Origin of the sequence: Singulisphaera sp. GP187 (genome assembly GCF_900129635.1) — a bacterium.
Lineage (GTDB): Bacteria > Planctomycetota > Planctomycetia > Isosphaerales > Isosphaeraceae > Singulisphaera.
On the sequence record NZ_FSRB01000001.1, the window covers coordinates 5,407,130 to 5,431,203 of the forward strand.

Here is a 24,074-nt window from a genome sequence, read left to right on the forward strand (position 1 = left end):
GAACCCCCTCGACTTGGGTTCTCCACGCGATTGTATCGGAGCCTCGCCGCACGCCGGTGGAACGCACGGGGAGGTCCTGGAAACCGATGAGCCGAGGTGCGCGTTCACGCCCCGGGTTGTATTTAGCCCGTGAGCCAAAAACCCAGGCGATCGTTCACGGGTTGAGTACAACCCGTGGCACCCAATGGTGATTGCATCACCACGGTCGCCCATCAGAAAATCAAAGAAAACCGAGACCAACGGCTTGGCGGAGCCGGCCCGTCGTTCGCTCACAACCTTGGGTCGACGGGCTCGCTCTCCAGGGCGAGGACGCCGAAGACGCATTCGTGGACCCGGCGAAGTGGCTCTTTGCGGACGAACCGTTCCAACGCTTCGACGCCGAGGGCGAACTCGCCCAGGGCCAACGACCGCTTCCTGCCCAGGCCGCGCGAGCGGAGCCGCACCAGGTTTTCCTCGGTCGTGTAGTCGGGACCATAGATAATCCGCAGGTATTCACGGCCTCGGCACTTCACGGCGGGCTGGGAGAGGCCACGAGGACCGCGGTGGATGAAGTTCAAGGGCTTGACGACCATCCCTTCGCCTCCCCGGCTCGTGAGTTCTTCCCACCAGGCGATTCCTTCCGCCTGACTCGCCGGGTCGGTCACGTCCACGACCCGAGACGGGGTCGCTCGGAGCAGCTCGGGGTCGGCCCGGCAGAGATCCGCCATGGTTTTCATGTGCCAGGGATGATCCTTGTCCGTATGGACGTGTCCCTCGGTGGCGAGCAGGTGGAACGGGGCGAGCTTCAAGTCGGTCAGGGAATTCACCGTCCAGCAATACTGCCGATAGGCGGCGACGAACCGGCCGATGTCCGCGCCGCGGAGGCGATAGGAGCCTTCGATCGCCGCGCCCTTTTCGCGTTCCGCACCGTTCAGCCGGCTGGCCGCCCGCTCCAGGGCGGCGATCGCGGGTGGAAGCGAGGCTGAACCCGCCGCGCCGACTGCCGCGTACTGGGTGCGCAAGAGCTCCTGGGCCTTGGCCGACCAGGGCATCAACTCGCAGTCGAGACAGGCCCAGGTCGTCTTGAGCTGGTCCCAGAGGTCGGTTGCGTCGAAGGCCGAGCGGACCCGGTCGAGGAACCGCCGCTCCAGATCGAGGTCGTTGAAGAACCGCCGACCGGTGCGGGTGGTGACGATTCCGAGCTCGCCCGTGGTGACGCCGAACCGTTCCCGCGCGCCTGCCTCGTCGCGGCAGAGGACGACCACGGCTCGTGAACCCATGTGCTTTTCTTCGCAGACCACCTGCGGAGCCCCCTGGCTCCGGTAGTAGGCGAACGCTTCGGCAGGGTGCTCGAGCAGGCCGGCCTCGCGACTGGTTTCGCAGGGCGACATGGTCGGGGGCAGATAGATCAACCACCTGGGGTCGACGGCGAACCGGCTCATCACCTCCAGCGCCGCGACGGCGTTCGCTTCGCGGATCGTGACATTGCCCCTGAGCCGGGTCGGGATGATCCGCTTGCCAAGCACGTCCTCGGCGTCGAGCACCTGGTCCTGCGACTGCTGCGCCGAGAGGGCTGAGGCGGGGGCCTGAGACTCCGCGGGCAGGAAGGGACGCGTGGGTTCGCAATACGTCCTTGCGGCCGGGACCGCGACGAATTCGCCCTCCGGATAGCGCAAGGCGGTCAACTTGCCGCCGAAGACGCAGCCGGTATCGATATTCACCGTTCGATTGAGCCACTCGGGGGCGGGGATCGGCGTATGGCCATAGACGACCTGGGCCGAGCCTCGATATTCCTTGGCCCAGTCGTAGCGGATCGAGAGGCCGAACTCGTCGGTCTCGCCGGTCGTTTCGCCGTAGAGAGCGAAGTCACGCACCTTGCCCGACCCGCGCCCCTGCAACTCCTCGCGCATCCCGGCGTGGGCGACGACGAGCCGGCCGCCGTCGAGGACGTAGTGACTCACCAGGCTGTCGAGGAACGCGGCGACTTCCTTGGAAAACTCCGCGCGCAGCTCATCGGGGAGCGCCTCGATCTCGGCCAGAGTCTCGGCCAACCCATGGGTGATCTGGACATTCTTGCCCAAGAGCTTTTTGACGAGCTTGACGTCATGGTTGCCGGGGACGCAGTGCGCGGAGCCGTGGAGCACCATGTTCCGCACCAGCCGGATGACGTCGAGCACGCGCGGGCCGCGATCGACGAGGTCGCCGAGGAAGATCGCCTTCCGGCCCTCAGGGTGGGCATAAACGGGGCCGCTCGCGAGTGAAGGGCCGCCGGGGGCCTCGGCCGTGACGGCATAGCCCAGTCGCTCAAGGATCAATTCAAGCTCATCGCAACACCCGTGGACGTCGCCGATGATGTCGAACGGGCCCGGCTCGTCGCGTCTGTCGTTCCAGAGCGGGATCCGTTCGACGCTCGCCGCGTCGACCATGGCCGGGGTCTCCATGACGAAGACGTAGCGGAACCCCTCCTTACGAAGGCCGCGGAGCGAGCGCCTGAGCTGGTTCGTCTGGTTGCGGACGACGTGGGGGCCGAAGTCCCGATCCGGCCGCGCCTGGTTCCGCTCGTGGCAGACCTTTTCCGGGAGGTCGAGCACGAGCGCCACGGGGAGGCAGTGATGCTGCCTCGCCAGCGCCACGAGCGGCTTGCGGGCCTCGGCCTGGACATTGGTGGCGTCGATGACCGTCATTTTCCCGCGAGCCAGCCGCTTGCCGGCGATGAACTGGAGCACCTCGAAGGCCTCCTTGCTGGCGGCCTGGTCGTTCTCATCGTCGCTGACCATCCCTCGGCAGGCGTCGGATGAGAGAACCTCGGTCGGCAAGAAATGCTTCCGCGCAAATGTGCTCTTTCCCGAACCACTGGGGCCGATGAGGAGGACGAGACTGAGGTTGGGGATCTTGAAAGTCATGGGTCTCTGCTCGTAAGTCAATAAATTTTAATAGGAAAAATGTTATTAATTAAATTGTGTTGCTGCGTCGTGCCGGGGGCTCAGTCACGATTGAACACCCCCATCTGCGTCGGTGGGCCGAGCTCGCCGTCTTCGGGCCCGACGGGGAGGAACTTGACCGAGTAGCCGAACCTCGTGGCGATGCTGCGAGCCCAGGCTTGGAATTCGGCGCGGGTCCACTCGAAGCGGTGGTCCGGGTGCCTGAGACGTTCGGTGCCGACGTTTTCCCAGGTCACGTTGTATTCCCGGTTCGGCGTGGTGAGCACGACCGTCCGGGGCCTGGCGAACTCGAACACGACACGTTCGAAGGCGAGGAGCCGGGGCGGGTCGAGGTGCTCGACAACCTCGACCACGGCGGCGGCGTCGAAGCCCTCGAGCCGGCGATCGCGGTACATCAGCGAGCCCTGAATCAGCTTGATCCGCCCTTCCTGGTGGGTGGGGAGGCGGTCGAGCTTCAACCGGTCCTGCGCGATTTCGAGCGCGCGAATCGAGACGTCCATGCCGACGATTTCCGCGAACTGCCTGTCCTTGAGCAGGTCACGGAGCAACTTCCCTTCGCCGCAGCCCAGGTCGAGCACCTTCTGGGCACCGCTGGCCCGCAGCGCCGCCAGGACCGAGCCCAGCCGCTCCTCGTTCAGGCTGAGGGGCCGCTCCAGAGCCACTTCGGCCTTCTCGGTTGGAGGCTCGTCTCCCGCTTCTTCCGCCTCGAGCGGCTGCTCCTCAACGACGAGGCGGGCCAAGGCTTCGCGGAAGAGGCTCGAGCGGAACTTCAGGTAGCGCTTGGCGATCTCCTCACGCTCCGGGTGCGCGTTCAGCCACCCCTTGCCCTTTGCGAGCAGCTTTTCCAACTCGTCGTCGCCGACGAAGTAATGCTTCTGATTGTCGAAGACGGGAACCAGAACATACAAGTGTGTCAACAAGTCAGAGAGCGTGCTCGTCTTCGACACTGTCACCGAGTAATACGGGCTCTCGCCCCACTCGGGAAACCGGTCGTCGAGCGGGTGGCGCTCGGCCACGACGACGTAGCCCAGCGGCTCGAAAACAGCCCTCAAAAAGGTCTCGCCACCACGCACGGCGAGAATGTCGAGCCGGGCCGAAAGCGGGATCGGAGTTGTCGCTAGCTCGGGCCGATCGTCACACCGCCCCTGGAGCGCCGAGCGGTAGACCTGGGAAATGGCGACGCTCAGAAACGATGAGGCGGCGTAGGGCCGGTCATTGACGTACTGAGAGAGCAGGCCCTCCCCTGCCCCTTTGCCGCGGACGACGCCCACCGTGTCCACATCCAGCAGCAGGCAGGCCGAGCAACACGCGTCGTTGGCCGCCTTGTAGAAGACGTGCGCCCGGCCGAAGCTGAGGTCGTAACTCTGGAACCGGTCAGGGTGTTTGTGGAGCAGATAGCCGAGGTCGGTGGCGGGCGATTGCGTCGTCGTGATCGTCAACAGCATGCGACGTCCTTGCTCGACCGAGCCGGGTCAATGGTGTCGACCTGCGCTGGTCTCGGAGGAACTTTCCTCCGGGCAGGTCGACATCGTTCCCGAGTATCCCCGTTCGGAGGACCCGTGAAAATGCCCGAGCGCGGTCTCAGTTGCCGAATGACACCACGACCTGCGCCTGGGTTCACGTCGCCGTTCCTGCCCGCCCTGCCCTGGCCCCGTGGTCAGTCCTCCTGGGTGTGGGGTTCGGGGACGGTGAGTTCTTTTGCGTCTCGAGCGTGGAGCATCACGGCCAATACCCGGGTGCGAGTCTTGGCGTTGGGGTTCCGGGAGACCCGGTGGAGGATCCCGGTGGGTTCGTAGAACGTCTCGCCCGCCTTGAGCGTCTTCACCGACTGTTCGTCGAGCCCGAGCTCGTACTCCCCTTCCAGGACGTACCCGAAGATCGGGCCGGCATGGCGGTGGGGCAGGCTGGCTTCGCCCGGTTCATAGGCCACTTCGACTACGGTCACTCGGGCTGCTTTCCCGTCGATCGTTTCGAGCACGTCGCGCTCGGAGATCGGGGTGACCTTCCCATGGCCTGGCTCGGCGTGGTTGGCCAAAGCCAAGGAAAGGCCGCCGGCGCCGAGGGCCACGCCGAGGACGGTTGCAAGCAGGAATTTAAGCATGATTTTCTCCCGAGGGTTGTGGTTGTCGCTTGGTGGTCTGATACGAGCCGGGGACGGCCCTGTAGCTGATGGCAACTCGGTTCCAGCCGTTGATGGTGACCACCGCCCAGGTCAAGTCCACCAGTTCCTTGTCCGAGAAATGCGGGCTCACTTCGTCATGAACCGATTCGGGCACGCCATTGCCGATCCGCGTGAGCGTTTCGGCCCAAGTCAACGCCGCGCGCTCCCGCTCCGTGAAGAATGAGGTTTCCCGCCAGGCGTTGAGCAGGTAGATCCGCTGTTCGGTCTCGCCTTCCGCCCGGGCGTCTTTCGTGTGCATGTCGAGGCAGTAGGCACAGCCGTTGATCTGCGAGACCCGGATCTTGACCAGTTCCAGCAGGCTCGTTTCCAGGCCGCAACTTGCGAGGTAAGTCCCGATCGCGTACATCGCCTTCAACGGTTCAGGGGCCAGCTTCGCATAGTTAAACCGCGGTTCCATCGTCTCCCTCCTTCTGGCCGTAGTGCTTGGCTTCGGGCCGGCAACGCGTTGCCGCCGCCGTCCGATCATTAGCAAGGACGAGGAGCGCGACGAATTCGTGACATCGGGAGCAAAACGATCGGAAAGACGCGTCGCTTTCTGGGTTCGCGAGCCTCAAAAGGCGAGCGGGGAGCGTCGGCTCCCTGTCTTTCGAAACCGTTTGAAGACAGGGAGTTGACGCTCCCCGCTCGTCGGGAGGGGAGCAAGTTTGTCCTGGCTCGACCCGGCTAAAAGAGGTCGAGGATCGGCCGGCCCGTGCTGGCGCGGATCGAGAAGCCGTCGGGATGGATGGGCGTCTCGGGGGCGATGCCGAGGGTGTGGAAGAGGGTGGCCGCGAAGTCCTCGGGGGTCACGGGGCGGTCCATCACGTAGGAAGCCTGTTTGTCGGAGCGGCCGTAGACCTGTCCCCCACGCACCCCAGCGCCGGCGAGCATGGCCGAATAGCAGTTGGACCAGTGGTCGCGGCCGATCGCCGAGGCGCCTCGACTGATCCTGGCCGTGCGGCCGAACTCACCCACGAGGACCACGAGCGTGGTGTCGAGCAACCCGCGCTGATCGAGGTCTTCAAGGAGCGCCGAGACCGCCTGATCGCAACAGGGTAAGGCCCAGCCCAGGCCGTTCCAGCCGTTGCCGAAGATGTCGATCCCACCGTTGCCGTGCATGTCCCAGGTCTCGAGGCTATTAAACTTCTCCCCGGGAGCAAGCCCGCACCAGCCCACGACGTTCACGAGCCGTACGCCCGCCTCGATCAAGCGCCTGGCCATCAACAGGTTCTGCCCGAGGGGGTGCCGACCGTACCGATCGCGGGCCTGGGCGGTTTCTTGATTGATGTCGAAGGCACGGCGAGCCGCCGATCCCTCGACCAGGTCGACGGCACGCTCGCGGAACCGCGACAAGGTGCCGAAGGACGTTTCACCTGCCGCGGGTCGAGAGCCGGGGACGCGACCACCCATCTCGCCCAGCAGTTGCATCCGGTTGTGGATCCGGTCGAGCGTCAGCCCTTCGGGCATGTCGAAGGCGTTGACCCGGAAGTTTGGGTTCGCGGGGTTGTCATCGTGCTGGACGCCTACCAACATGGGGGCATGGGCCATGCCGAGGAGGCCGCCCGACATGTAGGACGACTCCGGGGGCATCGAGCCGCCGCTGAACTTTTGAAGCCAGACCTGGGAGGGGACCCCTTCTTCGGAAGGTCGGAGCTTGGAGACGACCGCACCGAACGAGGGGGCATTGAGTGGAGGGAGCGACTGCCCGGCCAGGAGCATCCGGTTGGCGATGTCATGAACCGGGACGTTATGACTCATCGAACGGATCACGCAATACTTATCCGCCAGCCGGGCCAGGCGCGGCATCAACTCGCCGACCTGGAACCCGGGAACCGTGGTGGCGATGGGCCGGTACGGCCCGCGGACTTCGGACGGGCCGTCGGGCTTGGGATCCCACGAGTCGATCTGGCTCAGGCCACCGTACTGAAAAATGAAGATGCAAGACGTTTCGCGAGCCGGCGGTTTCCCGTCTTGCCGGCGCGACCCCTCCGCGGCGAAAAGTTGGGGCAGGTTGAGGCCCAGGAACGGCAGGGCGCCCGTCGTGAGGACCCGTCTGCGGCTCCAGTTCGGGGGATCAGGCGTCTGGGGCGTCATGGCGTTTTGGTCTCCTTGGGTTGGCCAGGATATCCCAGATCGCGCGCCTGAGCCATGAGATTCATCCAATTCCGCGATCAAGGCGCGGACCGCCGATCCTGCGACGGCTCGCCCCGCGGTTTGCCCTGAAAGAATTCTTCCATGAACGTGTTGCGGGCGCCGGGGCGGGTCAGATCCTGACCGTCCTGCGTGAGGGCGAGAAAGAGGATCAGCATGTCATCGGTAGTCGCTTCCCCCCAGCGGACATCCTGGGGCGGGCGGTTTGGGTTGTGTGGATTCTCGGATGAGTTGTCGTATAACCCTTCGATTTGAATGGTCGAGCCGGCCGGGATGGGGAGTGGCTCGCGAAGGTAATACGTGTCCTGGCGGTTGAAGTCCCAGTCGTCGATGGCGATTAACGGCTGAATTCGGCCTCCAGGAAGCAGAAGGGTGGCCCGGAACCGTCTGCCGAGCCAGTGCATGTGCGGGGTCATCGCGTGGAGCGCCACGGGGATCGGGACGTTCAGGTTGGCGACGACCGAGATTGCCGGATCATCGGCCGGGAGGCGGAACTTGCCGACGTCCGGGCAGGCGGAGACCCATTCGAGCGCCTGGCGAACGGGCGTTTGGGAGAGGTAGAGGCCGAGTCGGGTGCGGTCGGTCTCGGGCTTGCCGCTCGGGTGGTAGTGAACCTGCATCACGACGTCGGCGTTCTTTGGCAGTTCCAGGCCGATCCCCGCGCCGAACGGATGGGCATCGTTGCCGGGGGTCCAGCCTCCGAGCAGTCCGAATATCTGATCGCCGGTGAACCCCGAAAAGCAGGGGTAGCCCGGCGTCGAATTGGCCGCATCGCGCCGGCGGCCCAGGCCTCGGGTGTCCACGTATCCAAACGTGTGGTGAACCACACGCGGGTTCCCTGGCTGGACCTCGATCGCGGTCAGGAATCGATCGTTGGCAAGCGCCGTGGGCATGACGAAACAGCGGTAGAGGTCGTCACCCGTCGCCGGGACCGGAAACGGCTGGTCCATTTCCACAACCAGATCGGGGGGCCCCAGGGACCATTCTTGAGAGGGGAGATTTGCGGGAAGAGGATCGGTGTCGAACTGACCTTCGGGAGCGCCGGCGGCCGCCCATGCCTGGAGGGTCTGGATTTCCGAGGCGAGCAGCGTGCGGTCGTGCTTGAGCGGAGGGCCGAGCCCGGGCACCGGTTTCCAAGGGGGCATCAACCGCTGTTCGGTGACGGTCGCCAGGTCGTCGGCTCGTTTCGCGGCTTGAGCGTAGGTGGTGAGAGCGAACGGGCCGGACTGGCCCGGCCGATGGCATGCTTGGCAACTGCGCTGAAGTATTGGAGCCACGTCACGGTGATATGTGGGCACAATCCTCGCTTTCTGGACCAGGGCAACCTGAGGCGCGGGGCAACCGGCCGGCTCGAGATAGGGGGCCGGCACCGGCCGATCGGAGAGCAACGCCTCGACCGCCGGGCGCAAGCCTGAACCCGGCTCACCCGGTCCCGACGCGGGGCCTGGGCCGTGGATCCGGCCTCGGTAGCGCAGCCGCCCTTCGTCGTCGAGCACGAACACCTCGGGAATCCGCGTCACTCCGAACTGGCGGACGAGGCTACCGTCCTGGTCGTGCGCAATCGTGGAAAATGCGAGCGGGTGCTCTCGATGATGGTTTTCGATCGATTCTCGGTGGGCGTCGGCATCGACGCAGACTCCCGCCCTGAAGAGCCGGTTGGCGGGGAAGTCGGTCGCGAGCCGAGTGAGGGTCATCCACGACTCGGCCGGGATCGGACATGCTTGGGAATAGAAGAGGACGACCGCGAGGCCCGAGACGGGGGCCTGGAAATCGAGCTTCTCACCGTCGAGGGAACGTCTGACGACGGCTTGTTTCAAGAAGGGAGGCGCCGTGACTCGGATCGCCTCCAGGTCGGCCGGCGCACTGGCCCACCAGGCGGCAAGTGCTCCGGCCGTAGACGCAAGCAGTCCGCAAACCGTCAGTCGTCGCAGGCTCACCGCGACTTCCTCGGGCGGCCCGGCCCCTTCGGATTCGTCGCCCCTTCGGGCCGGTTCGGATCTTTCCAGGCCGCCCCCATGTTCTCCTGGACTTCGGGCGTCTCCTGCTCCTCGGGAGGCAACTTGGCGAATTCCTCGGGAGTGAGCTTCTTGTAAACAATCGAATCGTCGCGCGGGTTGCCACATCCCACGGAGCTGATCGTCACCGCGGTAAGTACGAGCTTGGCGATGTTGATGAAATGTTGATGCATTGGCTTTCGTGTGTATGGAAAATTATGAGAAAACGTGTAGAGATGTCAAGCATTTCGGAATCTCGTTCCCACGCAGAGCGTGGGAACGAGTTTTTCCCGCGAATTTCGGCCTCCGGGGCAGACAGACGGCCTGGGTTGCCACGGGTTGAGTTGGCCCGTGGCATCCAGAACCCAGTCAAAGTCGGCGATGCGAGTCGGGGCTGGCCCCGCCCCTTCGACTTGGGAAAATCAGTAGCTATCGGCCGACACCACCTCGCCGCCGGCCCGGGTTGAGAGGGCGCGATAGATCGACTTGGCGACGGACTCTTTGAGGAACCGGATCGACCCGTCCGAGAAGGCGAAGTTCACGCCGCCCGGATGCTGGCTTCGGAATGAGTAGATGCCGTTCTCTTCACTCGTAACGTCATCATTGATCGTGTGCAGGTTGAACTTGCCCCAGGTCGAAAAGTTGAGTCCGCGCGGATAGCCGTGGGCCCAAACGCCCTGCCCGCCCCGGAGTTGGCCGGCGCGGGTGGTGGTGGAGCCGAAGAAGTCGTTCTTCAAGGCGTAGTCTTGCTCGCCGATGAAGACGGTGTTCGAGGAGCCATCGGTGATCGCGCTGACGTTGATCGGCGGGCAAGCCACCGTGGTGAGCGGGCTGGTGGTGTCACCGCTGTTTGTCGTCGAGGCGCCGATGATCACCCCTTTGGGCTCGCCATAGAGGTGGCGCCCGCTATAGAGGTTGGCGTAGGCGTTGCCGTTGGAGGTGGCATAGCTCGTGGGGGCGAGATAGTCATTGTTCGCGACGTCGGGCTTCGAGTACGGCAGCGTCATCGAGGGGCAGAGATAGGCCTGGACCTTGGTGCTCGAGGTCGTTGTGTTGGCCACATGCCGTGGACCCACGTTCGTGTTATAGGCGGCGAAGAGCGGGGCCTGCTCCAGAAAAGGCAAGATGCCGGTATAGCAAGAATACTTGTCGTTCGCCTGGATCAAGGCGAACGGGAAGCAACCATTGGTGTCGTGGTAGTTGTGCATGGCCAAGGCCATTTGCTTGATATTGTTGACGCATTGGGCGCGGCGGGCGGCTTCACGGGCCGACTGGACGGCGGGCAAGAGCAGAGCGACGAGAACCGCGATGATCGCGATCACCACGAGAAGCTCGATCAGTGTGAAGCCACGTTTGCGTGAGGGAAACATCGGTCTTTTCTCCTATGAAATCGAAGCGGGTGCATCGGGGAGAGCGTTGCGAACTCAAACCGCGGGGTGAGGGCGTGGGGGGGCCGGGCCGCATCCCGAGAACGGAACGCGAACGAACGGCCCGGCGTGGCGTGGTTGATCAGGGGCGGCTCAAGGACTCAGGAGCCGGCCACCATCATGCCGTGCATGCCGATGGCGACCGCCACGGACACGATGGCGCTGAGGACCAGGAGGATGACACCCAGTCGTCGTACATTCTTCATCTGCCACCACATCAACAGGCCGGTGATGCCCCAACCGACCATGCAGACGAACATGACGTCGACCGCCACGGCCCAGATCCACCGTGAGTTCACCTGCGAGGGGTATCCGTGGGCGGTATGCAGTCGTAAGAGGAACCGGCGGTTGGAGAGCGGTTCACCGGCTCGAGGCGCAGCTTCCGGGCGGCCCGTGAGTGCCCCGGTTTGCATGTTGAATCCGACCCGCCAGACCTTGCCTTCCCCTTCCATCAGGAAATTGAGGTCGGGAGCCGCCGGTGCGCCGCCGCGCCCACCGCCCGCGCCCCCTCGTCCCGCGCGGCCACCCACCGGACCGCTGGGCGGTGCGGCGGTCTCCTGCGGTTCTGACTTGCGAGTCCCTTCCCCGCTTCGAGATCGTTCGGGGCTTTGACGCCCTTCCTCTCGTCGTCCGCCGCGCCGTTCCCCTGCTTTCTCCTGGGGTTCGTCGGCCGGGTTCGGGGTCTTTGTCTGCAGGGTTTGCGGGAGCCCGAACCGGGTCAGGAGCATGCTCACTGACTTGGTGACCGCCTCCAGCGGCGCCGATTCGAGTTTGATGGGACGGCGGGCGAACGGTGGCTGAGGCTCCCGCTCGGCTTCCTTGCGGCTCGGAGTTGTGCGGACCGAGCCGATCCCGCTGGCCAGGTCGAGACGAACCAGGTGATCCGTGTCCCCCCCCGGGATCGAGGTGAGGTATTCACGGGCGAAGCCGGCCTCGTCGGGTTTCACCAGCCGATAACGAGGCGGCGAATTCGATTCCGAATCCGTGTCCCCCGCGGCGTTGATCGCGCGGACCACTTGGCTGGCCAGCACCTGCGGCGTCGGGAACGTCGCCAGCGGTGTCCCGGCCAGGTCGGCCGGTGCGATCGAACGTTGCTTTTGATCGACGTCGGAGAACACCAGCGGGTGATTGAACAGCATGGCGGTGACGCCATACAGGAACACCCATGGGGTCATGAACAAGCCCGCGTAGAGGTGGGCTCGGCGAACCCACTTCATCGACTGGTTGAACCGGGTCCGCGCTCGCGCTCGCACTTGTGCCTGCGATTGCGTCTGCGCGCCAGCCTGAGTCTGGGGACTCGCCTCGGATTCGGATTCGGCTATGGCCATGTTTGGCAGGTCCTCGGTGTTTTGAGCAGACCTCCGCGTTGCGGTCGCCAGGCACATTGCACGGACGTTGGACCGAGGCCGGACCAGAGCCCACGGTTCGTGTCGGTGCACAGCGATCGACCAGGCAACCTCGAAAACGCAGATCCTTCTCTGCTCAGGGACTTCAAGTCCCTCGTTTCGTTGGGGAGCAATCAAGTCGAATCACGTCGACTTCGGCGGAATCGAACCAGCAAGAGCGTTAGTAAAGCCTGTTGAGACTGAGTTTCAATGCCAGCGAAGACTGACAGTAACGAGCGGCCCCCCCGCGCGTCAAGAATCATTTTTTTCAAAGAGGGGATCGGCCGGGCCGCGGCAAGGGGGGGCATGCTGTTTTCGATTCCGAGGCGAGCGGGGAGCGTGATGAGCTCCCCGCCCGCCTGGAAGCGATCCCAACGGGAGGTGTGCTCGCGGGTTCTCAAGGGCCGGTCGGGCCCGCGAGGACGGGTTCGAGGCTGACGTCGTCGATCCAGACTTCGCCGATCCGGGTGTTGTTCGGGTCGGTGAGCCGGAACTCGAGGGCCAGGGAGGTGGCCTCGCGGTCGGTGTGGAAGATCCGCTCGACTTTGGTCCAGCGGCCGACCTTGGTCATGCACTCTTCCTGGGCGGCGTCGTAGAGGGGCTTGTAGACCGTGGGGGTTTCTTTGTACTGGGTGATTCGGACGCGACAGCCGCCATCGGTGCCGGACGCGATCAGGTACCAGTATTTGAGCCGCATCTTGGTGGCATAGCGGACCGGCCGTTCGGCGAACTTGTAGTGTTCGTTGCCGGGGACGTGCGCTTCGAGGTGGAGGCTGTCCGGGCCCGAGATGAAGTGGCGGGTGTCGCGACGGTCCTCGGGAGGAGCGGGCCAGGTCGCTTTCGGCAGCGCGAGGTACTGCTCGCGCTCCATCGGTATGAGGTCGCGGAGGACCGCTGACCCGAGGTGGAGCTCGACCGTGCGCTGGCTGAGCAGCGGGTCGTAGTCACCATAGAGCGCGTGCAGGTGCTCGAGCCGGAGCCGGACGCGCATGACCGCGCCGGGGGCGAGGCTCAGGAGCGGCTGAGCGGGGTGTTCGGACGACTCCACGGCCGGCTTCGCGGCCGTGATCGGCGGACTGTCCAGCTCGTCGTTCGCCCAGATCTGCAAGACGAGCCGTTCGCGACAGCGTTGATGATCGTCGGCCGAGGCGATCACTTCACTCGTGCTCGACCAGCCCGCTTGGCCCAAGATCGAGAGCGACGACAACCGCGGCACGGCGTGGTTGGCGATCCGCGAGTTCGACACCCAGCCCTCCAGCTTGGCCTGGATCTCGGCCGGGGCCGCGACGATCTCGGTTGGTCCTTCGTGGCGCAGTCGGTAGTCGACTTGCCACCCCCCTTGATCCTGGACGATCGAACGTTCCACGACCACCAGGGTGACCGGTTCGAGGGCGGCCGCCCTGGCGCGGACGCTGAGGCACGAAGCGGCGACCACGGCAATTGCGGTCAATGCCGCGAGCCAACGCGATTGCTCGGAAGCGGTGGACCGTCGGCGGGGAGCATGCGGGTTCGGTGAAAACAGGGCCATGGGATTCGTCCTTCCATGGGAGGGGAGGAGCCACGCCAGTCATTCGGAAGAGTGGCTCAAGATCGTCGCGGCCCCCACGGGTCGATCCGTCGACCGCCAGGGTTTACCACAACGCCAGGGCAGAGAACCGAGGGGCGTGCGATCGCCCAACTTAAAGACACTCTATATTAATTGATAGGATCGGAGGTCGAATTTGGCAAGTCGCCATGTTCTTCTCTCCAATGATTCAAGCGAGCGGTCGTCCGGTTTTGAGGGCCGGGACTTTCCCTTGGAGACGTTGTCGAAACGGTGGCGAGGGTTGCACGTGTCTTGATGAGTCGGTGAGTTCGTGACGCGTTGCGCACGAATCACTTGAACAGTTTCGTGATTCGACGGCTGTTTCTGCGTGGGGTGGGCTGAGCTCACCCGAGAAAGGTTTCGAGTTTGCAGACTGAGCACGTCGAACGGCTTGCCGATGAGTGGTCTCCCGGGTTGGCTTGGGACGTCACCTCGGGCCGGAATCGAAATCGATTTTCTCGAGACTTGCGCTGGGATGCAATGCAAGCAAAATCCGCACGGCTTCCATGTCTACGGAAATCGTCACTTCGTCTTGGTGCGGTGCGTTCGAGGGGTGAATCGCGGTGGGTTGTTCTTCAGTCGGTGTCGTCGAGGTCGAGCGGGTTGGAGGCACTCTTGGCGCAGTGTTCGAGGAAGCGCGGCAGGAATCGTTCGATGAAGACGGAGATGGCGATCTGGGTGGTGGCGTTGTCCATGCCCCAGATGCTCGCCCGCGGCTCGTCGAGGTCGGGGTCCATCTGGATGTAGTACTGTTCGTCGACGGCCAGGGAAACCGGCACCTCTTCGAGCCAGCGGTGAGACAAGGCATTTACGCCCGGTCCCCCGACCGAGATCGTCGGGAGGGCCTGGAGCGGATCGTCGTGGATCCAGCGAAAGTCGGCGACCACGCGCACCCGGAACGAGAGCGGCACCGACGACTTGGCGTTGGCGGGCCAGTTGTCGATCTGCTGTTTCAGGTAGTAGGCCAAGGGGCGATCAACATCTTCGGCCCGGAGCGTGCTCCCGGTCACAATCAAGAGCATTTTGGCCGGCGGTTCGACGGCCATTGAGTGGGCCTTTCTCGGGAGTCGCCGCGAGTGAGAGACAATCCGTTTAATGGAGTTAGATTATAGGGCGATCACGCGCCGGATAACAGAACGAGACCGATCTCAAGGGAGAAAAGCGGCGAAACCGGAACGGAACGGACCGGGCTCGACCCGACGTCACGGCCCTGGGTTTTCCGTGGCCCGCCATAAGGCGACCCGGCGGAGGGCGACCTCGGCCGCTTGCAGTTCGTCGTCCCCTTCGGCCTCGAACTGCTGGGCGACCGCGCGGCGGCCGGCCAGCGGGATGACGCAATGGAACCGGACTTTCCCGTTCGGTTCCCCTTCGATTCCGTACCGGGAGACTCCCAACGCGGCCATTCGGCGGCGGATCTCGGCCCAGTCGGACGGCGGCCGAGGCGCTGCGACCGCGAGGGCGCTGGCGTTCTTCGCTTGATCCGGGGCGGCCGCGGGTTTGGACGAGGCGGCTGCGTTCGCGATAGCGTTCGTGATTGCGTTCGTCCCGAGCGACCGGGGAGGGACCGCGGCGGCGGGGGCCGAGCCGGGGGCGTCGGCCCAGCCGGAATCTTGTCCTTGTCCTTGTCCTTGTCCTTGGCCGTTGTCCTTCACCTTCGCGTTGGCGGAGGCGTTGGGATTGGGATCGTTCAAGTCCAACGGGGGCAACGGATCAAGCGGTTCCAGGGGCGTCGAGGGATCCGTGGGGAGTGGCGTCGGAACTTTCGTGAGGGCGATCTCGGGGTCGCTCGACGCCTTCAGCTCGGGTGGTGCGGCACTGAACTCGGCCGACTCGGATCCGGACCCGAGCGGTCGGTCGTTCTGGGACTTGGGAGGCGTCGGGGCCGCTGGCTGGGGCCGCTGGTCGGCCGAGAATCGGGAGGCATCGGCAACCGCCGATGCGGGCTCGAGCGCGGATGCGGATGCCTTGGGGGCCTCCGGCTCCGAGGTCGGAGCGGCTGACGCGGTGGCCCCAATCGGGGCGATTGGGTCGGAGGGGATGGGAGCAAGCGGCTCCTGGCCGACCGTGCTCTTCGGGGCGGCTGCCTTGTCGGCCGCCTCATCCTCATCGTCATCACTCTCGCCGCCGCCATTCAGGTGGCTGAGGATCATCGTCTGGGCCCACTGGAGGCCGGGACCATTGACCACGGCCCCGCCCGCGAACGAGGCCCCCACCAGCATGACAGCGAAGATCGCCTTGCGCAAGAGAGCGGCCTCCCTGCCTCATTTGTCATCTTGATAAGACGGTTGAAAATCACGGTCCGGTCGGTGGCGATCGCTCGAAAACGCAAGAAGCCGCCGTAGCAAGGCCGTGCGATCGTCCCCGAATTGAAGGGGGCCGCCTTCCTCTAGCGAGTCCCCCGATCACGGAAAGTTCGGGGCATTTGACCCGAGTCCGCCCAATCCCGCAACCCCAACTGAACCGCGGCCCTGGTCGCGCGGGGTCGCGGTGGCGGAACGGGTGGTCGGGGATTCGGCGCGTCCGTCAGTCCAGGGCGCTCACGATCAGGCAGGAGTTATGCCCACCGAAGCCGAAGCTGGTCGACATCGCTCGCTTCACCCCCATTTCGCGCGCGACGTTGGGGACATAGTCGAGGTCGCAGGCCGGGTCGGGAGTCTCGTAGTTGATGGTCGGCGGGACCACCCCGCGCACGCTGGCGAGGGTCGCCGCGATCAGTTCGATGGCTCCGCTCGCGCCACAGAGGTGGCCGGTCATGCCCTTGGTGCTGCTGATCGCCAGCCGGTAGGCGTGCGCGCCGAACGCCTGCTTGATCGCCCGAGTCTCGACCTGGTCGCCGACGGTCGTGCTCGTGGCATGGGCGTTCACGTAGTCGATTTCCTCGGGGCGGAGCTTGGCGTCCTCGAGCGCGTTGCGGATGGCGCGGGCGGCGCCTCGGCCGTCGGGGTGAGGTGCCGCGATCCCGTAGGCGTCGTTGGTGCGTCCGAAGCCGACCAACTCGGCGTAGATCCGTGCCCCGCGCCGGCGGGCGTGCTCGAGCTCTTCCAGGACCAGGATCCCGGCCCCTTCGCTCAGGACGAAGCCATCGCGGTCGCGGTCAAATGGTCGACTCGCCGCTTGCGGGCAATCGTTCCGGGTCGAGAGCGAGCGGGCGGCGGCGAACCCGCCCAGGCCCATGGTGGTGATCGTCGCGTCGGACCCACCGGTGAGCATCACGTCGGCCTCGCCCCGCTGCACCGCCCGGAACGAGTCGCCAATCGCGTCGGCGGCCGAGGCGCAGGCGGAGGCCACGGCGCCGCTCGGACCCATCAACCCGAACTGGATCGCCACGATCGCCGGCGCGGCGTTCGGCATCATCTTGGGGATCACGAACGGGCTCATCCGCCGCGGTCCGGCTCGCAAGTAGGTGCCGTGCCCATCCTCGAACTCGTTGAGCCCGCCGATGCTGCATCCCAGGATCACCCCGTGCCGATAGGGGTCGCCGATCGCCAGGTCGAGCCCACAATCTTCCACAGCCTCGATCGCCGCGTAGAGCGCGAACTGGGTGAACCGGTCCATCCGCCGGGCGGCCCGGGGGTCGGGCAACCCCGACGGATCGAACCCCTTGACCTCGCCGCCGAACCGGACCGGGAAGGCGCTCGCATCAAACTGCTCGATCGGTCCGATCCCGCTCCGCCCCGCGCAGAGCGCGTCCCAGAACTCCCCCACCCGCGAGCCGAGCGGGTTCACCGTGCCGAGCCCGGTAATCACCACGCGGCGGGTCTCTGCCCCTCCTGCACCGTTATTCATGAAAAATCTCCTGAGGGACAGACTTGAGAATCACTTCGTGGTTCGATCCCAATACAGCCCCATTCGAGGCTGCAATGAACCCGTGAGCCAGCGGGTATTCATGAGGATTGCTGATTTGAATATCTGTCGTTAATTGAGGCTGTAGCAAGGAAACCGGGATCTCGTTCCCACGCTCTGCGTGGGAACGAGTTTCTTCCGCGATATTCGGCCTCCGGGGCAGAGAGACGGCCCGGTTTCCTGGCGACAGACTCCGTTAATTTCCTGGAGCAGGCCGGCGCGGAACGACGAGCTTCGCGGTCAGGACTTGCACGACCTGATCCTCCTGATTGCGCGTTTCGCTTCGAAGCGTGACGATGCCCCGATCGGTCCGCGACCGCGATGGCTTCACCTCCAGGACCTCACTCTCGACCCGGAGTGTGTCCCCCGGTCGCGTCGGCCTGGGCCATTGGATCTCCCCACCTGCCCCGATGACGCCCCCTGCGATGGGCGCGGCGCCGTCGACGAGCAACCGCATGGTAATCGCGGCCGTGTGCCAGCCGCTCGCCACGAGCCCCTCGAAAAAGGAACCGCGCGCCGCCGCGTTGTCGAGGTGAAACGGCTGGGGATCGAACTGGCTGGCAAACGCCTTGATTTGCGCCTCATCCACGTCGTGCGATAATCCACTTGTGAAGCGCTGCCCTACGTGGAGATCCTCAAGATAGAGTCGATCGTCCCCACCGCTCTCCAAAGGTTCCGCCACGGTTCACCTCGCTCAGCCGACGATCCGGCAAAGAGGAGCCTCGGTAGGTCCCTCAACTCACATCCCCCCGCCCCTCCCCCCTGGGACCGCGGGCGTCCCGCCCGCCATTCCATGAGAAAGCTGATGTTCGAGCCAAGACCTCTTGTGACAGCACCATTCCTTGATCGTGAGTCTCGAACCGCCGCAAGTGACTTGCATAATAATAGTGGCCAGGTTAGAACGAGTCAAGGATGCCTCGGCGCCGTGACGTGCGGAGAACCAAGAGACTGGCCATGCAACGCAAGAGTTTCGGCAACGTGGAGTGCCCGATCGCCCGTAGTCTGGAACGGGTGGGCGAGTGGTGGAGCCTGCTGATCATTCGCGATGCGCTGCATGGATTGACGCGTTTCGATGCGTTTCAAAAGAGCTTGGGCATCGCGCCGAATATGCTGACCCGCCGGCTGAACGCTCTGGTGGCCGCTGGGCTTTTGGAGCGTCGCCGCTACAGTGAACGGCCGCCGCGCGATGAGTACGTGCTGACCGCCAGCGGCCGGGATCTGCGGCCGGTCCTCCTGGCCCTGATGGCCTGGGGAAACAAACACTTCGCTCCGGAGGGGGCGAGCGTCCTGCTCGCCGAAGCGAACACGGGCGCGGTTGCCGACCCTGTGCTCGTCGATCGAACGAGCGGCCGCCCGATCACCGAAACCGACTATCGGCTGGTCCCCGGCCCCGCCGCCGGTGAGCGAATGCGCCAGCGCCTTGCCTCGGCCTCCCAGACGCCGTCCCCCGACCAGGACGCAAGCCCGCAAGTCACTCGCCGCCCTCGTCGTTCGGCCAAAAAAAGCGGATGACCGCTCCGCTCGATTAGGAAGAGACGGGCGGATGAGCAGAATGGGTAAGCCTGATTCGACAGGCCACCCTCTGGCGAAACGGTACGGTTCAAGAACTGCTCCGCTCCGCCCTGTTGCATTCCCGACGCAACGTGTCATTCTAAAGGGAAATGTGACGAATCGACGTTCCTGATGCTCGTGTTTCTGATATGTTAAGACCTGTTTGTTCTTTAGGTATGGATTCATTTCATCGCCTCACGTGGTGGTTCGATTGACTCTGAAGGAGAGTGGAGCCTCGGTCGGTCTGGTTTTTGGGAGCTAAGGTTTCGAGGGCATTGCGGACGGGGCTTGTGACTCGGCGTTGAGTCCGAGCCCAACGGCGAAGATGGTGGCCGTCGATGAGTGCGATTTTGAGGAATCGGGAACGAGAGCAAGGGACCCGCGCCGCTTTGAAGAAGCGATTGGGTTCGCGCGGACTTTCGGGCCGCAACTCGGGAAGACCCATCATGGTAATCCGTCGAATCTTGGCCGTGGCCGCGTTGTTGGGCTGGTCGGTCTCGGGCCGTGCGGAACCCGCGGCGGAAAAACCGGCCGAGCCGAAGCTGGTGCTGGATGCCCAGGGGTTCACCAGCCGGGTCAACAGTCTCGCCTTCAGTCCCGACCGGCACCTGCTGGCCGCGGCGGGTAACGACAAGACCGTCAGGATCTTCAACCTCGAGACGGGCCAGATCCAGGCCACGTTGCGCGGGTACGACGGCATTGGCGCCGAGGGAGAATGTGCGGCCGTTGCGTTCTCGCCGTCCGGTCGGGAACTCCTGGTCGGCGTCCAGTCGAACACGACCGAGGGGGCGATCCGGGTCTACGACGTCGCCGACCTCGATCGGATTGCCCAGCTCCTTCCCGGGCACGATCGCGGCGGGGTGGTTCGCCTGGCCTTCTCACGCGACGGTCGTTTCCTGGCCTCGGTCGGCGCTGATGACGAGGTCCTGATCTGGGACTGGCCGACGCGCAAGGTGCGGGGGCGCGCCACGGTTCAAGGGTTGCCTGGTTATCTTGGGTTCCTGACCGAGATCCCGGTCCTGATCGCGTTCGATCGTGGCGGGGTGAAAGCCTGGTCGGCACTTCACGCCAAAGAATTCGCGAAGTTGCTCCCGGCGGAGAAAGCCGAGCTCGGAGCGCCGGCCTTGGTGCAGAAGACCCTCGGTCGCTTGATGGCGATGGACCAGGGGATGCGTCAGGTGAAACTACCGTATGCGGGGGTCGAGGACGCTCGCTATTTGGACCTCGACGTTGGTCACGACTTGCGGTCGGGGAGCGGAACCAAGGCGGGGCGCCCCTGCTACTTCGTCGGTCTCTGGTCCGACCTTGATGGCCGCCTGGTCCGGCTCTACGAGGGGCATGGCTACGGCGTGCCGTCGCTCGCCCTCAGCGGCGACGGCGCCTGGGTGGCCAGCGGCGACCACTTCGGCGAGATCCATCTCTGGGAGGTCGCGACCGGGAAGCGCAAATCGCTCTTCAGCGGCTCCGGCCGGCGGATCTACTCGGTCGGCTGGGACTCGAACGGCCAAGGGCTCGCCTTTGGCACGAAGCCGCATTCCGGAGCACGCTGGAAGTTTAACGACTACGCCGAGCTGGAGCAGACTTTCGACCTCGATAAGCGGCGGATCCGCAATGAGATCACGGGGAACCCGCAAACCGCCATCCTTCGCGAGGGGGACCGGGAACTGGCTCCCGAGATTGCCCCCGAATGGAACGTGAACGCGCTCGCGTACCGCCGCCAAGGGCGCCGGGTGAGTCGGTACACATTCCCACCGGGCGTGATGGCGATGTGTTCGACGTTCGCCAAGTCGAGCCTGCTGGGGCTGGATGAGGCGGTGATCATCGGTCGCGATGATAATGCGATGATGTGCATGGACCTGCGCGGGATGATCGGCCGGCGCGAATTTGTCGGCCACTCCGCTCCGGTGACGGCCGTCGCCGTGTCGCCCGACGGCCGCTTCCTCGCCTCTTCATCGATCGACCGGACGTTGCGGGTCTGGAGTCTCGCCAACCTCAAGATCTACGCTGCAGCCGACTTCGACTACTCGGCCGGGGGAATCGTCACCTACCTCCGTCCCGGCGGTTTCGCGGAGCGCGCCGGGATTCGTTATGGCGACCTGCTCTCCCGGATGGGAGGGCTCGACATGCCGACCTTGGTCGATCGCTATATCAATGATCGCTGGCCTTTCAAGGTCGGGCAGATCGTCGATTTCGACATGTCGCGTGGGGGGAAGCCGTACCGGGCGAAGATTGAGTTGATCGCCTCGAGCGACTTCATCGAGCCCTTGATCAGCCTCTTCATCGACCATGCCGGCGAATGGGTGGCCTGGACTCCGCAGGGGTATTACGACGCCTCGCCCGGGGGAGATCGGCTGATCGGGTGGCACGTCAACGACGGCCGGGCGCGGGCGGCCAAGTTCTATCTCGCCCGCCAGTTCCGCAAGCGGTTCTACCGGCCGGACATCATCGATCGCGTGCTCGAGCTCGGCGACGTCTCGAAGGCGGTCGCCGCGGCCAACGCCGCGCGACCGCGCCAGGTCGAGATGCTCGACCTCCGCAAGGTCAGCGACCTCAAGAAGGTCGAGCCGCCGGTCGTCCGGCTGATCGAGCCCGACGCGGGCGCGCGGGTGCGCGGCGGTCGGGTCATGGTCCGGGCCGAGGTCCAGTCGCAGAACGGCTTGCCGATCACCGAGGTCAAGATCCTCGTCGACGGACGTCCAGCCCAGGGGGGTGAGGTCGTCAGTGGCCGCGACGACACGCCCGAGCGAAGGACGGTGACCCAGGAGGTCGAAGTCCCGCATGGCAAGAGCGAGGTCTCGGTCCTGGCGATGAACAAGGAGTCGACCAGTCAGCCGGTGGCCGTCGCCGTGGAGCGGAGCGGTGGCGCGGATCCGCCCAAGCCGAAGGTCTACGTCCTTGCCGTGGGGATCTCGCAATACGCGTTGAAGGAGCTGAACCTGCGGTTCGCCCACAAGGATGCAACCGACTTCGCGGCCGCCTGGGAGGCGCAGAAGGACGTCTTCTACTCCGGGGTGGACTCTCGCTCCTTGGTCGATGGAGAAGCCTCCGCGACCCACATTCGCGATGGTCTCCAGAGGCTCGCCCAGGTGGCCAAACCTGAGGATGTCACGATTCTCTTTATGTCGTCGCACGGGATGCGCGACGCCTCGGGTGACTACTACCTGGGGACGCACGAGATCGACCCGGACCGACTCCTGGCTACCGGCATTCCGTCCACCGAGTTTATTCGCCAGGTTGCCAAGCTGCCGTGCAAGGTTCTCATCTTCGTCGATACCTGTCACAGCGGCGGTCTGGGAGCGAAGCTGGTCGACGACCCGCTTCGCGAGCTGGTCTCGGACGAGGTGGGGGCGATCCTGTTTGCCTCGTCCACCCCGCGCGAGGAGAGCCTCGAGTATCCCAAACTCAAAAATGGCGCGTTCTCCAAGGCGATTCTCGACACCCTTCAGGATTCCGCCAGCGACCTCGATCAAGACGGCAAGCTGACGATCACCGAACTCGACTACTGGATCGACAACCGCGTGCAGAAATTCACGCGTGGCCAGCAGCATCCGACCACGCACAAGCCATCCACGATTCCGAATTTCGCGATCTATAAGTTCACCAAGCCCGAGGTTCCCTCGAGCCGTTCCGTGCCGGGAGACAGGCCATGACATCGCGGCCCGCCTTTCGGGTTGATATCCAGGGTTTTGCAACCCGTCGTTTCCCCCTCGGGATCCGGCCTTCCCAGGAGTGTTGTGTCGTCGTCTCGCTCGTCCCCGCGTCAGAGGGGCTGTGGCCGACGCGATGACACAACGCCTTGCCAGCGCCGTATCTCTTGGCGACGAGGCGTTTGCCTCTCGCTCTGACCTTGAATCCTCCCGCGGGAGCCATCGCGATGAAACCGAGTTCGCTGTTTCGGGTCCTCACAATCTTGGCAACTCTACCCGCGTGGGTCGATTCCACACCCGCGCACGCTCAGGGTCGAGGCGGGTATGGGCGTTCCGGTGGGAACGATGCCGCCAACGTTGCCGGTCAAATCCTACGAGGGATCAATCAAGGGCTCCAGCAACAACAGGGGAACTACCCGAGGCAGCAACCTCCTCTGGGAGGCTCCAGCCTGGGAGGCCTCCAGGGGCAGCGGCCCCAGTACCCGTCGTATAACCTCGGAGGCTCCAACCTGGGAGGCCTCCAAAATCAGCGAGGCGGCATCGGCGCGACTCCTTATATCAATCCATCCAATATGGGAGGGATGAGCCCGGTCAACAATTTCAATAATGGAGGCCTGTCCGACGCGTTCGGCCAGCAACCTCAGTATCAGCAGCCCCAGCAATATCAGAACCCGTTGTACCAGCAGCCTCAGTATCAGCCGCAGGTTTCCGGCGGCCCGAACCCCGGTCAGCCCTATCAGATTCCCGCTCAATATGCCAACTATTCGGCGGGGACGGTCATCAACTGGGGGCAGTATCGCTACCAACTCGGCAGCGATGGGACGATGACCTCGTACACCGGGCCGGCGCAGACGAGCACCAGCACGAATTCCCAGCCCACCGCCGGCGGGCCGACTCCTGGCCAGCGCTATCAGATTCCGGCCCAGTACGCCGGCACCGCTCCCGGCACGCAGGTCAACTATGGCGGCAACCGCTACATCGCCAACAACGATGGAACGATGACCGCGTTCACGGACTCGGGCGGTTCGGATGATTCGGCCGTGGAACGCATCTCGACCGGCCCGGTTCCGGGCCAGCGCTATCAGATCCCGGCCGAGCACGCCGGCACCGCCCCCGGTGCGGAGATCAGCTACGGCGGGAACCGCTATGTCGCCAACACCGATGGAACCATGACCGCGATGAAGGCGTCCAGCTCGGATGATCCGTTCGGCCTTGACGTCGCGCCCAAGCCCGCCGGCCCAGTCCTGGGCAAGCGCTATCAGATCCCGGCCGAGCACGCAAACACGGCCCCGGGCTCGCTGATCACTTATGGCGGGAACAGCTACGTGGCCAACGACGACGGGACGATGACCGCGTTCAAGTCTCCCGAGTAAGGCCCGTCGTTCCCCTCTGTCGTTGCTTCTTCGCTC

The 24,074-nt window shown here is 64.7% G+C and carries 17 protein-coding genes; 3 read left to right on the forward strand and 14 right to left on the reverse strand.

Annotation, left to right across the window (positions count from 1 at the left end; genetic code table 11):
• Positions 1 to 269: 269 nt before the first annotated feature.
• The 14 genes from BUS42_RS21155 to BUS42_RS21220 form a co-directional block, all read right to left on the reverse strand.
• Positions 270 to 2,882: a polynucleotide kinase-phosphatase gene (locus BUS42_RS21155; RefSeq protein WP_074309472.1), complete on the reverse strand. Its 2,613-nt coding sequence runs from the start codon at positions 2,880 to 2,882 to the stop codon at positions 270 to 272.
• A gap of 80 nt (positions 2,883 to 2,962) precedes the next feature.
• Positions 2,963 to 4,366 (reverse strand): 3' terminal RNA ribose 2'-O-methyltransferase Hen1, encoded by a 1,404-nt coding sequence (locus BUS42_RS21160; RefSeq protein ID WP_074309474.1) that lies wholly within the window; start codon positions 4,364 to 4,366, stop codon positions 2,963 to 2,965.
• Positions 4,367 to 4,578: 212 nt separating this feature from the next.
• Complete coding sequence (locus BUS42_RS21165) at positions 4,579 to 5,022, reverse strand: cupin domain-containing protein (RefSeq protein ID WP_074309476.1); 444 nt, start codon at positions 5,020 to 5,022, stop codon at positions 4,579 to 4,581.
• The gene (locus BUS42_RS21170) at positions 5,015 to 5,500 is read right to left on the reverse strand and encodes a carboxymuconolactone decarboxylase family protein (RefSeq protein WP_074309478.1); all 486 of its coding nucleotides are present in this window, start codon (positions 5,498 to 5,500) and stop codon (positions 5,015 to 5,017) included. The genes BUS42_RS21165 and BUS42_RS21170 overlap by 8 nt, the downstream gene beginning before the upstream one ends.
• Before the next feature lie 266 nt (positions 5,501 to 5,766).
• Positions 5,767 to 7,176: a DUF1501 domain-containing protein gene (locus BUS42_RS21175; protein ID WP_074309480.1), complete on the reverse strand. Its 1,410-nt coding sequence runs from the start codon at positions 7,174 to 7,176 to the stop codon at positions 5,767 to 5,769.
• A 77-nt stretch (positions 7,177 to 7,253) separates the two neighbouring features.
• The gene (locus tag BUS42_RS21180) at positions 7,254 to 9,170 is read right to left on the reverse strand and encodes a redoxin domain-containing protein (RefSeq protein ID WP_074309481.1); all 1,917 of its coding nucleotides are present in this window, start codon (positions 9,168 to 9,170) and stop codon (positions 7,254 to 7,256) included.
• Positions 9,167 to 9,421 (reverse strand): oxidoreductase, encoded by a 255-nt coding sequence (locus BUS42_RS21185; protein ID WP_074309483.1) that lies wholly within the window; start codon positions 9,419 to 9,421, stop codon positions 9,167 to 9,169. The genes BUS42_RS21180 and BUS42_RS21185 overlap by 4 nt, the downstream gene beginning before the upstream one ends.
• A gap of 228 nt (positions 9,422 to 9,649) precedes the next feature.
• Positions 9,650 to 10,597, reverse strand: coding sequence for a DUF1559 domain-containing protein (locus BUS42_RS21190; RefSeq protein WP_074309485.1), 948 nt, complete (start codon positions 10,595 to 10,597; stop codon positions 9,650 to 9,652).
• Positions 10,598 to 10,755: 158 nt separating this feature from the next.
• Positions 10,756 to 11,982, reverse strand: coding sequence for a hypothetical protein (locus BUS42_RS21195; RefSeq protein ID WP_074309487.1), 1,227 nt, complete (start codon positions 11,980 to 11,982; stop codon positions 10,756 to 10,758).
• 454 nt (positions 11,983 to 12,436) lie between these two features.
• Positions 12,437 to 13,567, reverse strand: coding sequence for a hypothetical protein (locus BUS42_RS21200; protein ID WP_074309488.1), 1,131 nt, complete (start codon positions 13,565 to 13,567; stop codon positions 12,437 to 12,439).
• A gap of 632 nt (positions 13,568 to 14,199) precedes the next feature.
• Positions 14,200 to 14,670, reverse strand: coding sequence for a hypothetical protein (locus tag BUS42_RS21205; protein WP_074309491.1), 471 nt, complete (start codon positions 14,668 to 14,670; stop codon positions 14,200 to 14,202).
• A gap of 156 nt (positions 14,671 to 14,826) precedes the next feature.
• Positions 14,827 to 15,867 carry a hypothetical protein gene (locus BUS42_RS21210; protein ID WP_074309494.1) on the reverse strand — a complete coding sequence of 347 codons (1,041 nt, stop codon included), beginning with the start codon at positions 15,865 to 15,867 and terminating at the stop codon, positions 14,827 to 14,829.
• Positions 15,868 to 16,147: 280 nt separating this feature from the next.
• Complete coding sequence (fabF, locus tag BUS42_RS21215; protein WP_074309496.1) at positions 16,148 to 17,410, reverse strand: beta-ketoacyl-ACP synthase II; 1,263 nt, start codon at positions 17,408 to 17,410, stop codon at positions 16,148 to 16,150.
• A gap of 253 nt (positions 17,411 to 17,663) precedes the next feature.
• On the reverse strand, positions 17,664 to 18,137 hold the full coding sequence (locus BUS42_RS21220; RefSeq protein WP_074311302.1) for a MaoC family dehydratase: 474 nt from the start codon (positions 18,135 to 18,137) through the stop codon (positions 17,664 to 17,666).
• Positions 18,138 to 18,421: 284 nt separating this feature from the next.
• Between BUS42_RS21220 and BUS42_RS21225 the strand changes: the two genes are divergently transcribed.
• From BUS42_RS21225 to BUS42_RS21240, 3 genes are all read left to right on the forward strand, one after another.
• On the forward strand, positions 18,422 to 18,979 hold the full coding sequence (locus BUS42_RS21225) for a winged helix-turn-helix transcriptional regulator (RefSeq protein ID WP_074311304.1): 558 nt from the start codon (positions 18,422 to 18,424) through the stop codon (positions 18,977 to 18,979).
• 485 nt (positions 18,980 to 19,464) lie between these two features.
• Positions 19,465 to 22,668, forward strand: coding sequence for a caspase family protein (locus tag BUS42_RS21235; RefSeq protein ID WP_074309500.1), 3,204 nt, complete (start codon positions 19,465 to 19,467; stop codon positions 22,666 to 22,668).
• Positions 22,669 to 22,892: 224 nt separating this feature from the next.
• Positions 22,893 to 24,038 carry a hypothetical protein gene (locus tag BUS42_RS21240; RefSeq protein ID WP_074311306.1) on the forward strand — a complete coding sequence of 382 codons (1,146 nt, stop codon included), beginning with the start codon at positions 22,893 to 22,895 and terminating at the stop codon, positions 24,036 to 24,038.
• The last annotated feature ends 36 nt before the right edge of the window (positions 24,039 to 24,074 follow it).